Source organism: Rodentibacter sp. (genome assembly GCF_057314195.1).
On the sequence record NZ_DBHLAM010000003.1, the window covers coordinates 88,556 to 100,610 of the forward strand.

The 12,055-nt window shown below is 43.7% G+C and carries 14 protein-coding genes; 7 read left to right on the forward strand and 7 right to left on the reverse strand.

Annotated elements, in window-relative coordinates:
* Window positions 1-5: 5 nt before the first annotated feature.
* The 6 genes from ccmD to ccmI all read left to right on the forward strand — a co-directional run bounded on the left by ccmD (window position 6) and on the right by ccmI (window position 4,787).
* Window positions 6-212: a heme exporter protein CcmD gene (gene ccmD, locus ACO59Y_RS00595; RefSeq protein WP_486129715.1), complete on the forward strand. Its 207-nt coding sequence runs from the start codon at window positions 6-8 to the stop codon at window positions 210-212.
* Window positions 209-730 (forward strand): cytochrome c maturation protein CcmE, encoded by a 522-nt coding sequence (gene ccmE, locus ACO59Y_RS00600; RefSeq protein WP_486129716.1) that lies wholly within the window; start codon window positions 209-211, stop codon window positions 728-730. Before ccmD ends, ccmE begins: the two co-directional genes overlap by 4 nt.
* On the forward strand, window positions 727-2,673 hold the full coding sequence (locus tag ACO59Y_RS00605; protein WP_486129717.1) for a heme lyase CcmF/NrfE family subunit: 1,947 nt from the start codon (window positions 727-729) through the stop codon (window positions 2,671-2,673). The genes ccmE and ACO59Y_RS00605 overlap by 4 nt, the downstream gene beginning before the upstream one ends.
* A gap of 183 nt (window positions 2,674-2,856) precedes the next feature.
* Window positions 2,857-3,405 (forward strand): DsbE family thiol:disulfide interchange protein, encoded by a 549-nt coding sequence (locus tag ACO59Y_RS00610; protein ID WP_486129718.1) that lies wholly within the window; start codon window positions 2,857-2,859, stop codon window positions 3,403-3,405.
* Entirely contained in the window at window positions 3,402-3,866 is a 465-nt protein-coding gene (locus ACO59Y_RS00615) for a cytochrome c-type biogenesis protein (RefSeq protein WP_486129720.1), read from the forward strand. The genes ACO59Y_RS00610 and ACO59Y_RS00615 overlap by 4 nt, the downstream gene beginning before the upstream one ends.
* Window positions 3,867-4,787, forward strand: a complete 921-nt coding sequence (gene ccmI, locus ACO59Y_RS00620; RefSeq protein ID WP_373603859.1) for a c-type cytochrome biogenesis protein CcmI — start codon at window positions 3,867-3,869, stop codon at window positions 4,785-4,787.
* Here the strand turns inward: ccmI and ACO59Y_RS00625 are convergent.
* The 3 genes from ACO59Y_RS00625 to putP all read right to left on the reverse strand — a co-directional run bounded on the left by ACO59Y_RS00625 (window position 4,774) and on the right by putP (window position 7,587).
* A complete protein-coding gene (locus tag ACO59Y_RS00625; RefSeq protein ID WP_486129722.1) occupies window positions 4,774-4,917 on the reverse strand; it encodes a hypothetical protein in 144 nt (47 codons plus the stop codon). The two genes, ccmI and ACO59Y_RS00625, sit on opposite strands and share 14 nt — an antisense overlap.
* Before the next feature lie 193 nt (window positions 4,918-5,110).
* Window positions 5,111-6,076, reverse strand: coding sequence for a tRNA 5-methoxyuridine(34)/uridine 5-oxyacetic acid(34) synthase CmoB (gene cmoB / locus ACO59Y_RS00630; protein WP_486129723.1), 966 nt, complete (start codon window positions 6,074-6,076; stop codon window positions 5,111-5,113).
* Window positions 6,073-7,587: a sodium/proline symporter PutP gene (gene putP / locus ACO59Y_RS00635; protein WP_486129724.1), complete on the reverse strand. Its 1,515-nt coding sequence runs from the start codon at window positions 7,585-7,587 to the stop codon at window positions 6,073-6,075. The genes cmoB and putP overlap by 4 nt, the downstream gene beginning before the upstream one ends.
* 101 nt (window positions 7,588-7,688) lie before the next feature.
* Between putP and rng the strand changes: the two genes are divergently transcribed.
* Complete coding sequence (gene rng / locus ACO59Y_RS00640; RefSeq protein WP_486129725.1) at window positions 7,689-9,164, forward strand: ribonuclease G; 1,476 nt, start codon at window positions 7,689-7,691, stop codon at window positions 9,162-9,164.
* A 185-nt stretch (window positions 9,165-9,349) separates the two neighbouring features.
* Here rng and nrfD read toward each other — a convergent pair whose 3' ends face one another.
* From nrfD to ACO59Y_RS00660, 4 genes are all read right to left on the reverse strand, one after another.
* A complete protein-coding gene (nrfD, locus tag ACO59Y_RS00645; RefSeq protein ID WP_486129727.1) occupies window positions 9,350-10,315 on the reverse strand; it encodes a cytochrome c nitrite reductase subunit NrfD in 966 nt (321 codons plus the stop codon).
* Window positions 10,312-10,989: a cytochrome c nitrite reductase Fe-S protein gene (gene nrfC, locus ACO59Y_RS00650; RefSeq protein ID WP_373603865.1), complete on the reverse strand. Its 678-nt coding sequence runs from the start codon at window positions 10,987-10,989 to the stop codon at window positions 10,312-10,314. The genes nrfD and nrfC overlap by 4 nt, the downstream gene beginning before the upstream one ends.
* Window positions 10,986-11,639: a cytochrome c nitrite reductase pentaheme subunit gene (gene nrfB, locus ACO59Y_RS00655; RefSeq protein WP_486129729.1), complete on the reverse strand. Its 654-nt coding sequence runs from the start codon at window positions 11,637-11,639 to the stop codon at window positions 10,986-10,988. The genes nrfC and nrfB overlap by 4 nt, the downstream gene beginning before the upstream one ends.
* A 67-nt stretch (window positions 11,640-11,706) precedes the next feature.
* A partial coding sequence (locus tag ACO59Y_RS00660; RefSeq protein WP_486129731.1) for an ammonia-forming cytochrome c nitrite reductase subunit c552 occupies window positions 11,707-12,055 on the reverse strand: 349 nt, incomplete at its 5' end.

Here is a 12,055-nt window from a genome sequence, read left to right on the forward strand (position 1 = left end):
TAGCTATGTTCTTCCAAACCTGGAATGATTTTTTCAATATGGGTGGCTACGGTTTTTACGTGTGGCTGTCTTATGGTATTAGTTTGGTGGCGATTGTCGCTTTGCTTGTACAAACCATAAAACAACATAAAACAGTGTTACAAAGTGTATTGCGCGAAGTGCAACGCGAAGTACGTTTACAACAAGCCGATAATAAAGGAGATACACTATGAATCCAAGACGTAGGTCCAGATTTAAACTCGTGATTTTTGTCGTACTTGGCATTGCGATTGCTAGTGGATTGATGCTGTATGCACTGCGCCAAAATATCGACTTGTTTTATACTCCCTCCGAAGTGATTCAAGGCAAAGACAATAACCCAAATCAAAAACCTGAAGTTGGGCAACGGATCCGCGTAGGCGGAATGGTAGTGGAAGGTACCGTAGTGCGAGATCCGAAAAGCCTAAAAGTACGTTTTGATTTGAATGATATTGGTCCGGCGATTACGGTGGAATACGAAGGTATTTTGCCGGATTTATTCCGCGAAGGACAAGGCATAGTGGCGCAAGGTGTATTAACTGAACCGACAGTTTTAAACGCAACGGAAGTATTGGCGAAGCATGACGAAAATTACGTACCGCCGGAATTAGGTGAGAAAATGCAAAAAGTACATCAACCCATGGGCGTGAATGCGGCGGATTTAAAAGGTGAAAGCGTACGCGATCAGCAAGAAAAAGAAGGCGTAAAATGATTGCTGAGCTCGGAAATTATGCATTGGCGTTAAGTTTGGCTGTGTCTTTAATGCTCGCCATTTTCCCATTATGGGGCGCGGAAAAAGGTAATTCGCAACTCATGGCCTTGGCGCGCCCGATGACCTATGGCTTATTTGTCAGTCTTACTATTGCATTCGTCGCTTTGTTTTATTTATTTGCGGTAAATGATTTCAGCGTGCAATATGTAGTGAATAACTCCAACAGCACTTTACCGATCTATTATCGCTTGTCCGCCGTTTGGGGCTCACACGAAGGTTCTCTTTTACTGTGGATTTGGTTATTAACGCTTTGGTCGGCCGCTGTTGCCTTATTGAGTAAACACTTACCGCAAGAAGCAGTAGCGCGTGTGCTTGGCATTATGGGCATCATCAGCGTGGGGTTTGTGCTGTTCGTGTTATTCACATCAAATCCGTTCACACGAACTTTCCCGGATTTTCCGGTAGACGGTAAAGAACTTAATCCGATGTTGCAAGATGTTGGTTTAATTTTTCATCCGCCATTGCTTTATATGGGTTATGTTGGTTTTTCCGTAGCGTTCGCTTTCGCCATCGCTTCATTGATGACCGGCAAACTAGATTCCGCTTGGGCGCGTTGGTCACGTCCTTGGACGCTTGCTGCTTGGGTATTTTTAACTCTTGGTATCGTGCTCGGTTCTTGGTGGGCGTATTACGAACTTGGTTGGGGCGGTTGGTGGTTCTGGGATCCGGTAGAAAACTCCTCATTTATGCCTTGGCTTGCGGGCACCGCATTGATTCATTCGCTTTCCGTAACCGAAAAACGAGGTTCATTTAAAGCTTGGACGGTTTTGCTGGCAATTCTCGCCTTTTCCCTCTGTTTGCTTGGTACTTTCTTAGTCCGTTCTGGCATTCTGGTTTCTGTTCACGCATTCGCTTCCGATCCGACCCGCGGCCTGTATATTTTGGCATATCTCGTAGTGGTGATCGGCGGGTCACTGGCACTTTATGCTTACAAAGGCAGTCAGATCCGTTCGCGCGATAATGCAGAACGTTATTCGCGTGAAAGTATGCTGTTATTAAATAATATCCTATTAATGACTGCACTTTGCGTGGTGTTCTTAGGAACTTTACTGCCGTTAGTGCATAAACAGCTAGGTTTAGGATCGATTTCTATCGGTGCACCGTTCTTCGATCAAATGTTCTTAATTATTATGACGCCGTTTGCCTTATTGCTCGGCATCGGGCCACTAGTGAAATGGCGCCGCGACCAATTCTCCGCAATTCGTACGCCGGTAATTGCAAGCCTTGTCGTGACGGCGATTGCAGGTTTTGCTTTACCTTATTTCTTGCAAGATAAAATAGTCGTGAGTGCGGTGCTTGGTAGCATGATGACCGCGATTATTGTTTTATTAGCATTTTACGAATTGCAACAGCGTGCTACGCATCGAGAATCATTTTTCGCGGGTCTGCGCAAACTTTCCCGTTCTCACTGGGGCATGATGTTGGCGCACTTAGGTGTCGCGATGACTGTGTGGGGGATTGCTTTCAGCCAAAACTTCAGCGTTGAACGCGATGTGCGTATGGCGGTGGGCGACAGTGTGCAAATTGGCCGCTACGATTTCAAATTCGCTGGCGTAAGCGATGCCAACGGTCCAAACTACATCGGCGGTAAAGCGCAAATTGATATTACGAAAGACGGTAAGCCGGAAGCGACTTTATTCGCCGAAAAACGTTTCTACACCGTAAGTCGTATGTCGATGACCGAAGCTGCGATTGACGGTGGTTTAACACGCGATCTCTATGTAGCGCTCGGCGAAAAACTTGACGATGATTCTTGGGCGCTGCGCTTATATTACAAACCGTTTATTCGTTGGATTTGGCTTGGTGGCCTGTTTATGGCGTTAGGCGGCTTGCTATGTATGTTTGATAGACGTTATCGATTTAATGCTTTGTTGAAAAAATAGTTTGCTTCCCCAGAAAAACGCTTTTTCCACAGTTTATTCAGAAGCAGATATCATCAAGGCGATAGAAAGGGGCTTCAATGCGGTGCTGATTTGTGTGCTCGTTGATATCCTTGTTTAGCGCCTTTGATCTCTTCCATGAATGGAAGGAACAAAGAATAATCTCCTTGTAAAGTACGGTAAAAAATGAAAAAAAAATTACTCATTCCTCTTATTCTCTTTTTAGCGATAGTGATTGCTTTTTTAGTGCAGCTTAATCGCAATGCGCAAGGCGAAGACATTAAAGCTTTGGAATCCGCCTTAGTCGGCAAACCAGTGCCCTCAAAAACATTGACGGATTTGTTTGAAAATAAAACCTACGGTAACGAATTGTTCCGACAAGGCAAACCGATTTTACTCAATGTATGGGCCACTTGGTGCCCGACTTGCTATGCAGAGCACCAATATTTGAACAAACTCGCCAAAGACGGCATAAACATCGTGGGCGTAGATTACAAAGACGAAACACCGAAAGCGATTAAATGGTTAAAAGACTTGGGTAATCCGTACCAAGCGGTATTGAAAGATGAAAAAGGCGCGTTCGGTTTGGATTTAGGCGTGTACGGCGCACCGGAAACGTTTATCGTCGATGGCAAAGGTGTAATTCATTATCGTTATGCCGGTGATGTAAACGAAAAAGTGTGGATGCAAACCTTAAAACCGATTTATGACGAACTCATGGAGCGGGTACAATGAAAAAATTAACGGTTTTTTTTATGATGCTTTTGTTTAGCGTCACGACATTTTCCGCGATCGATGCATTGAATTTTGATTCTGCACAGCAAGAGCACGATTATCACCAACTCACCCAATCTCTGCGTTGCCCACAATGTCAAAACAACAATATCGCAGATTCGAATGCGACTATTGCCGTAGATATGCGCGGAAAAGTGTTTGAATTATTGCAAGAAGGTAAATCGAAAAATGATGTGGTAGATTATATGGTGGCGCGTTACGGCAATTTTGTAACTTATGATCCGCCTATGACCGCAAGCACTTTAATTTTATGGATTGCACCGTTGTTATTTGTATTGTTTGGCGTAGTGGTATTGTTAAAACGCAAACCGAAAATCAAAAGCGCGCTTAAATCTCAGCAAATTTTAACCGACGAAGATAATGCGCGTTTGGCGGAATTGCTCAATCGAAAGGATAATTAGATGAATTTTGTATTAAGTTTAGCGGCGATAACTTTATTAATCGCATTAATTTGTTTTTATCCTTTGTTATCCCGATTTAAACAGAAAGACGAACAAAAACGCGATGATTTGAATAAAGCGCTGTATTTTTCGCGTTTACAGGAAATAGAACAAGACGATGCGCAAGGTTTAGTGGAAAACGTTGTGCAGCTTAAACAAGAGTTACAAAAAACTTTGTTGGACGATGTGCCGAGCGAAAGCCCCTCCAATGCGGTGCCGGATCGTAAGTCCTACGGCAAAATTTGGTTTGTTTCCGGCCTGTTAGCCTTGGGTATTATTGCCGGCTCGTCTTATTTTATGGTGGGCGCTTGGCAAGCGGAATCTATGTTGGAACAAACGTACGCAAAATTGCCGTATTTCTACGATCGAATGAAAGAGGAAGACACCGCTCCGTTAAGTGATGCGGAAATGCAGCAATTTTCCACCGCGCTTCGAATTGATTTGCAAAAAAATCCGAACGACGCGAAAAAGTGGTGGTTGCTCGGTCAAATCGGGATGAATTTAGGCGACGCCCGCTTGGCGTTTGATAGCTATCAAAAAGCTAATAAGCTCGATCCCGATAATCTGCAATATAAATTGGGCTATGCACGCGTATTAATGTTCTCCGACGACGCGACTGATAAACTCAAAGGCGGTGATTTATTACGCGATGTGATTCGTCAAGATCATACCAATCTGGAAGCTTTGAGTTTGCTCGCATTTCGTTATTTTGAAACGGAAGACTATAAAATGGCAGCGGTGACATGGGCAATGATGTTGCGTTTAATGCCGAAGGACGATGAACGCGTACCGCTTATCGAAAAAAGTATTCGTGCAGCGCGCGATGCATTGGATGTGCAAGAAAAAGAGAAAACGAGAAGCATCACGCCTAAGCAAAATTAGCCTTCTTAAAGCAATGTTGCAACGCTGAAGTGAGTTCACAAAACAGCACCGCATTGAAGCGACTTTCAATGCGGTGCTGTTTGCCTTTGCTACATAATATCGCGCGAAAGCCTGTGAAATAATATTTCAAGATGAAAATAGCGGTAAAAGTTGGCTGCTATTTTTTATCAAAAAAATTCGCTCAAAGGTTTCCATTGCGCATCCGACATATCAAAGCGTTTTAAATTTATCCACATTATTAATAATAAACGCATAGAAATTTTTTAATATTCCTTTTTAAGCCAAACAAAAGGGAAATAGATAATGCCATTTCCCTTAATTCGTTATTTATTCGCCAAAATTACCGCTCTTTTCGGCGCTGGGTAGCCTTCGACAGTTTTACGGTGATCCGTTGGATCTAAGAAATCGATAAGGCTTTCATTTTCCAGCCAATCGGTTTTGCGTTGTTCTTCGAGTGTCGTGGTTGCCACATCTACGCAGCGGACATTGCGAAAGTTAGCTTTTTCCAGCCAATTTATGAGTGCCGCAACAGACGGAATAAAATACACGTTTTTCATTTTCGCGTAGCGCTCTGCAGGCACTAAAACGGTATTGACATCGCCGTCCACCACTAAGGTTTCCAATACTAATTCTCCGCCTGTCTTCAGTTGATTTTTCAACTGGGCTAAATGATCCAAAGGCGATTTGCGGTGATAAAGCACGCCCATGGAAAATACCGTATCAAATGCGGCAAGCGGTTGCATTTGCTCGATGCCGAGCGGAATCAAATTAGCGCGGCGATCATTATTGAGCAGTTTGCGCACCGCCTCAAATTGACATAGAAAAAGCTCGGTCGGATCAATGCCCACCACCATTTTGGCGCCTTCACCCAGCATCCGCCACATATGATAACCGCTGCCACAACCGACATCTAAAATAACCCGATCTTGTAGTGGCGCAAGGTGAGGTAGCACGCGATCCCATTTAAAATCGGAACGCCACTCGCAATCTACGTGAATGCCGAACAAGTGATACGGACCTTTGCGCCACGGCATGAGTTGTTTTAGATGATGGATGATGCGTTGTTGTTCCCCGTCTGACAAGGCTTTAATGCGGTGCGATTTGACACCTTCGTTGAGTTCTATGCTGTCGGCCGATAAATCGGGCAGAAGATCTACAATTTTTGACCATTTAGCGTAATCACCGTGGGTTTGTTTTTCCCATTCTTTTAATTGAAGGGGAAGCGTTTCCAACCAATCAGATAAGGAACTTGTAGCGATTTGTTGATAAAAAGGGCGAAAATCGATCATTTTGCCTCCTTATAGGTTTTTTCTGCTTTGTTAAACAGTTCTAATACATCTTGTTTCGGTTTGCCAGAAATGAGTGAAACGATGACAATGGCCACGCTTGCGAGTACAAATCCGGGAATCATTTCATATACTTTAAACCAATCGCTGTCGCTTGGAAGTATTGCTTTCCACGAGAACACCGTAATCGCGCCAACTAACATTCCTACCATAGCGCCGGCTGCATTCATGCGTTTCCAAAACAACGAGAATAGTACGACGGGGCCGAATGCGCTGCCGAAACCGGCCCAGGCGAACTCCACGAGTTTTAATACCTTGCTGTTTTCGTCTCGCGCAATCCAGATGGCAAGCGCCGCAATGACCAGCACCATAGTACGCCCCAGCCAAACCAGTTCTTTTTCGGAGGCCTGAGGTCGAATGAAACCTTTGTAGAAATCTTCCGTAATAGAGCTTGATGAAATCAATAATTGCGCGCTTAAGGTGCTCATTACGGCGGCTAGAATAGCGGATAACAGAATACCGGCAATCCATGGGTTAAATAATAATTTTGCCAGTTCGATAAATACTTGTTCAGGTTCACGATTTACCGTGTCGGCAAGTTGTGGATTGGCGAAGAAATAAGGAATGGCAAAGAAACCAATGCCAATGGCGCCGCCAAGGCAAAGTGCCATCCAACTCATACTGATACGACGTGCTTTAATCAATGATTTCACCGAATAGGCCGCCATAAAACGCGTCAAAATATGTGGTTGCCCGAAATATCCCAATCCCCAAGCAGCTAGGCTTAACAAGCCTAATGGTGTAGCGGAGGAAAATAAATCGGTGAAGTTTTTGTGCGCAGCCATTTCCGCTTGTTCTAATACGGTGGAAAATTGGGCGGTATCGCTGATACTTAGTAATACGAAAATAGGGGTGAGAATTAAGGCGAAGATCATAAGTGTGGCCTGTATGGTATCGGTCCAACTTACGGCTAAGAAGCCGCCTATAAAGGTGTAGGCCACGGTTGCCGCGGCACCGTACCAAAGCGCGGTTGAATATCCTACTAAAAATAAATTTTGGAACAGTTTCGCGCCCGCTACCACGCCGGAAGCGCAATAAACGGTAAAAAAGACTAAAATAATCGCTGCCGAAATCAGTTTTAGGAATTTATGTGAGGCACCGAAACGATTGTGAAAATATTCCGGTAGTGTGAGGGCGTTATTGTTAAGCTCGGTATAAACGCGTAAACGTCCGGCAACTAATAGCCAGTTAAAATAGGCACCGAGCACTAAGCCGATGGCAATCCAACCTTCAACTAAGCCCGATAGATAAACTGCACCGGGTAAGCCCATCAGCAACCAACCGGACATATCCGATGCCCCCGCCGACATTGCTGTAACAAAGCTACCTAAACGGCGACCGCCTAAAATGTAATCCGATAAATTGTTCGTATAATAATAAGCCAGTAGGCCGATAAGCAGCATACCGAAAATATAAATCGTGAATGTAATCAGCGTCGGGTCAAAACCAAGCATTAATAGCCCCAAGAAATATGTCGGAAATTTGAGAAAGCTCGCATTTTACCTTATTTAGGACTATCATTCCACGCGTTAAAAGAATATTTAGAGACGATAAAATGGATGCTGTTGAGTTATTAATGAACGTTACACCCAATGAAACGCGTATTGCATTAATGGAGTCGGGCGTATTAAAAGAAGTACATATTGAGCGCCAAGCCAAGCGGGGTATCGTGGGGAATATTTATAAAGGCCGGGTAACGCGCGTATTGCCCGGTATGCAATCCGCTTTTGTTGATATCGGATTGGAAAAGGCCGCATTTTTGCATGCTTCCGATATTGTGTCGCACACCGAATGCGTAGATGAAAGCGAACAAAAACAGTTCAAAGTAAAAAGTATTTCCGAATTAGTCCGCGAGGGGCAGGACATTGTCGTGCAAGTGGTAAAAGATCCCCTCGGCACTAAGGGGGCGCGTTTAACTACGGATATTACGTTGCCGTCTCGCTATTTGGTATTTATGCCGGAGAATAGTCACGTGGGCGTATCCCAACGGATCGAAAGCGAAGAAGAGCGTATGCGTTTGAAAGCTTTGGTGGCGCCTTTTTGTGACGAGCTCGGCGGGTTTATTATTCGCACCGCAACGGAAGGGGTAAACGAAGAGGAATTGCGTCAAGACGCAGAATTTTTGAAGCGTTTATGGCGCAAAGTACTAGAGCGCAAGAGTAAATATCCGACCCGTTCTAAAATTTATGGCGAACCCGCTTTGCCACAGCGGATTTTGCGCGATTTTATCGGTACAACATTGGAGAAAATCCGCATTGATTCCAAACTTTGTTTTTCCGAAGTGAAGGAATTTACCGACGAATTTATGCCGGAATTAAGCGATAAATTGATGCTTTATACCGGAAATCAACCGATTTTTGATGTGTTCGGTGTGGAAAACGGAATTCAACAAGCCTTAGAACGGCGGGTAAATTTAAAATCCGGTGGTTATCTTATTATCGAACAAACGGAAGCGATGACGACTATCGACATCAATACTGGCGCGTTTGTCGGGCATCGGGATTTGGAAGAGACGATTTTTAACACCAATATCGAGGCAACGAAAGCTATCGCTCAACAACTTCAACTCCGAAATCTCGGCGGCATTATCATCATTGATTTTATCGATATGCAACTGGAAGAGCACCGCATTCGAGTATTGGAATCATTGCAAGATGCATTGGCTAAAGATCGTGTGAAAACTAATGTGAACGGTTTTACCCAGTTGGGCTTGGTGGAAATGACGCGTAAACGTACGCGGGAAAGTTTGGAGCATATTCTGTGTGGAGAATGCGCTGCATGCCAAGGACGTGGGCGAGTAAAAACTGTGGAGACCGTGTGTTACGAAATTATGCGGGAAATTATCCGTGTATATCATTTGTTTAGCAGTGAGCAGTTCGTAGTCTATGCATCACCCTTGGTAGCGGAATATCTGATTAACGAGGAATCTCACGGATTATTGCCGGAGGTTGAAATGTTTATTGGTAAGCGGGTACAAGTGAAAACCGAACAGTTTTATAATCAAGAACAATTTGATGTGGTGGTTATGTAATCCTTCGGTATGATGATGCGGTTAAGGTTCAAAATAGCACCGCATTGAAAGGCGCCAATGCGGTGCTGTTAGAATAATGTAAAAATGTCATCGTTATTGAAAATAAAAAATCTGCACCTTAATTGGTCGGCGTAAAGGCGACTTTTAGGTGCAGATTGTTTTTACCTATTTTTATTGTCTAATCATTAGGCAATCGTTAACTGTCCTGCATATAAAATAAAGTAACGCAAGCACAACACGCCGATTAGGTCGAAAATAGACACTAATATGATAAAGTTGCGGTTATATTTCAAGCGGTCGCTGACGAACAGATTTGCGATTAATGGAATTAAAATACCGATAAAGAATACTCCAATCCAAAATACCGCTCCCCAGAATCCCGACAATGCATTGTGTAATGCAACGACTTTTTGCCCGCCACCGAAGTATAAACCTACGAAGAAGCACACTAATAACCCAAGCTCAGTCACCATAATCGGCACTTCAAATTTATGGATGAAGTGGGATTCGTGAGAATCGCCTTTAAGTTTGCCGGCAATTAAAATGATCAAGAAGGTTGCAGCGATACCAGACGAGGTCCCCGATGCTAGGAACAATGCAGGTAGTACAGGATTGTTTAACATCGGATAGCTGATTAATGCGGAAAGCAAGAAACCAGTATATGCACCAAGCACGGCCGCTAATACAAAAAGCAAGACTTCTACTACACCAACCATGCGCTCAAGCATTGGTATAACTTTTAGGGCAAAGCTAAGTTTTGGTAAAAAACGATTAATCAAAGCAGCGATTTCATTTTTGAAAATCACTATGCCCCATGCCACTAAAAACAGCATATAAACTTGGAACAGCATTACCCCCATTGACATAACGGAGTTGAATTGATAGTTAAACATCAATTTCCAGAATGTCCAAGGACGAGCCAAGTGGAAAATTAATAGGGTTAAACCGATTAAAGTCGGGATAGATCCTAAAATGACACCGGCTCGAATAATCCAGTTTTGGTTGGGATTTTCGAGTTTATGGCTGCGTTTGTAAGCGATAGCTAATTGTACGGCTCCGGAGGAAATACCGAGTAGAAACAAGTAGATCGCAATGGTTGAATCCCATACGAGATTAGGTGTATGGAATGGCACTGGATAATCTAACGTCATCTTCTAGGCTCCCCATGTTGGAATGGAATATGGTAAAGATTCGGTTGCGTACCTAATTCCACTTTCGTGCGATAAACTGGTTTTTCTTTCACTTTACGTGCCACATCACTCATTGGATCATTCATATCACCAAAGGTAAGTGCTTTGGTCGGACAGGCTTCTACACAAGCAGGTTGTTTGCCGTTAGCAAGGTTCGTGTCGCGACAGAAGTTACATTTATCCGCGGTACGATGTACAGGATGAATGAAACGTACGCGATATGGACAAACCGCGATGCAATATTGGCAGCCTACGCAAAGATCTTTATGTACATCGACAATGCCGGTTTCTTTATCAATAAAAGAGGCACCGGTCGGACAAACTGCCACACAAGGCGCATTTGTGCAATGCTGACAAGATTGACGGAAAAACTCATATTCCTGATTTGGAAATTCGCCGTAAGGTTCGCTGCGTAAAATTTCCAAGCGGGATACGCCTTCGGGTACATGATTGGTTTCGCGACAAGCATCCATACAGGCCGTACAGCCGATACAAGCCGTTTCATCGTGCACCATAGCGTAACGTTTTGGTTTATCCGCCTTTTCTTCTTTTGCTAAAGAAGTGATGGATGTTCCCGTCATAAGGATTACCGCCCCCATGCCGGAAACAAAGTTTCGGCGTGAGCAAGCTGTCATTGTTTATCCTTTTGTTCGGTTGAAGATTGTTTATCTGCGTTTTCCTGTGCGGCTTTACGTTTTTGTTGTTCACCGTGACAATCAACACAAAGTTTTACGCGTTCTTTGGGTTTAATGCCTTTCATTGCTTCGTCTTTTGGGTGAAGGGTGTGACAACTTGCACAAGGCAATTTCATTGCGTGGACATCATGTGCCCAAAGTTTTTCGCGTAATTTATCCGGTTGGTGACAAGCAAAACACACTTGGTTTTGTTCTTGTGCTGAATACATTGGTTTTTTATCGCCAAAAATATCCCCGTCAAAACGCATTACATCTTTCGCACCACGACGGTGATCTTCAGAGATATTACCGTGACAGCTGACACAAGTAATAGGTTTACCGTTGTTCGGGTTCTTTTGATTTAAGTGTGCACCGTGAAATTTACCAAAGTGCAATTCACCGCCGGATTGATCCAAGGTTTGGTTTTTATCAACCTTGTCGAATTTGTGACATTTTGCACAATATTGATTCGGGTCACGCTGATTGTCTAATTGCGGCTGATAGGTTTTTGCCTCGTCATCTTGCGCGTGAACAAACATTGGTACAGAAGCGGCAAGCGCGATAACGGTGGCTGCTTTTACCATGTTGCGAAGTAAAGAAGTTAAATTCATTTGGGTTACCTCAAATTTTTCGTTAAAAACGACCGCACTTTTATGCACAAAAGTGCGGTGATTTTTCTTATTGTTTTGTTGCGGTATCTTCAGCTAATTTGCCGGAGGCTTTCGCTTCTTTTTCCCATTGAGGTACAACAGTTTTTAAGAATTCTTCTTTGGCTTTACGTTCTTTTTCAATATCAATGCCCATCACTTTCCAGGCTTTTTCCGCAGTAGAAATATCAGGCACTTCAACCGGTGTTTTCACGTTATGTTTGGTTAAAATAACCGCTAGTTTTGCACGAGCATCAGCGGCTTTGTCTAAACCGGAACCTAATACGCGAAGCATTACATCAGGTGCGTGCATGTGACCACCGTGACTTGCTGCTGCGTAGTCCCAACGCCATTGAGCGTGACGGATATCCATTAAAGCA

Excerpts from the sequence above, each read along its gene's own strand:
- nrfD (WP_486129727.1), bottom strand. The coding sequence starts at position 10,315 with ATGACGTTAGATTATCCAGTGCCATTCCATACACCTAATCTCGTATGG.
- rng (WP_486129725.1), top strand. The coding sequence starts at position 7,689 with ATGGATGCTGTTGAGTTATTAATGAACGTTACACCCAATGAAACGCGT.
- nrfB (WP_486129729.1), bottom strand. The coding sequence starts at position 11,639 with ATGAATTTAACTTCTTTACTTCGCAACATGGTAAAAGCAGCCACCGTT.
- putP (WP_486129724.1), bottom strand. The coding sequence starts at position 7,587 with ATGCTTGGTTTTGACCCGACGCTGATTACATTCACGATTTATATTTTC.
- ccmD (WP_486129715.1), top strand. The coding sequence starts at position 6 with ATGTTCTTCCAAACCTGGAATGATTTTTTCAATATGGGTGGCTACGGT.
- ccmE (WP_486129716.1), top strand. The coding sequence starts at position 209 with ATGAATCCAAGACGTAGGTCCAGATTTAAACTCGTGATTTTTGTCGTA.
- ccmI (WP_373603859.1), top strand. The coding sequence starts at position 3,867 with ATGAATTTTGTATTAAGTTTAGCGGCGATAACTTTATTAATCGCATTA.
- ACO59Y_RS00610 (WP_486129718.1), top strand. The coding sequence starts at position 2,857 with ATGAAAAAAAAATTACTCATTCCTCTTATTCTCTTTTTAGCGATAGTG.
- nrfC (WP_373603865.1), bottom strand. The coding sequence starts at position 10,989 with ATGACAGCTTGCTCACGCCGAAACTTTGTTTCCGGCATGGGGGCGGTA.
- cmoB (WP_486129723.1), bottom strand. The coding sequence starts at position 6,076 with ATGATCGATTTTCGCCCTTTTTATCAACAAATCGCTACAAGTTCCTTA.
- ACO59Y_RS00605 (WP_486129717.1), top strand. The coding sequence starts at position 727 with ATGATTGCTGAGCTCGGAAATTATGCATTGGCGTTAAGTTTGGCTGTG.
- ACO59Y_RS00615 (WP_486129720.1), top strand. The coding sequence starts at position 3,402 with ATGAAAAAATTAACGGTTTTTTTTATGATGCTTTTGTTTAGCGTCACG.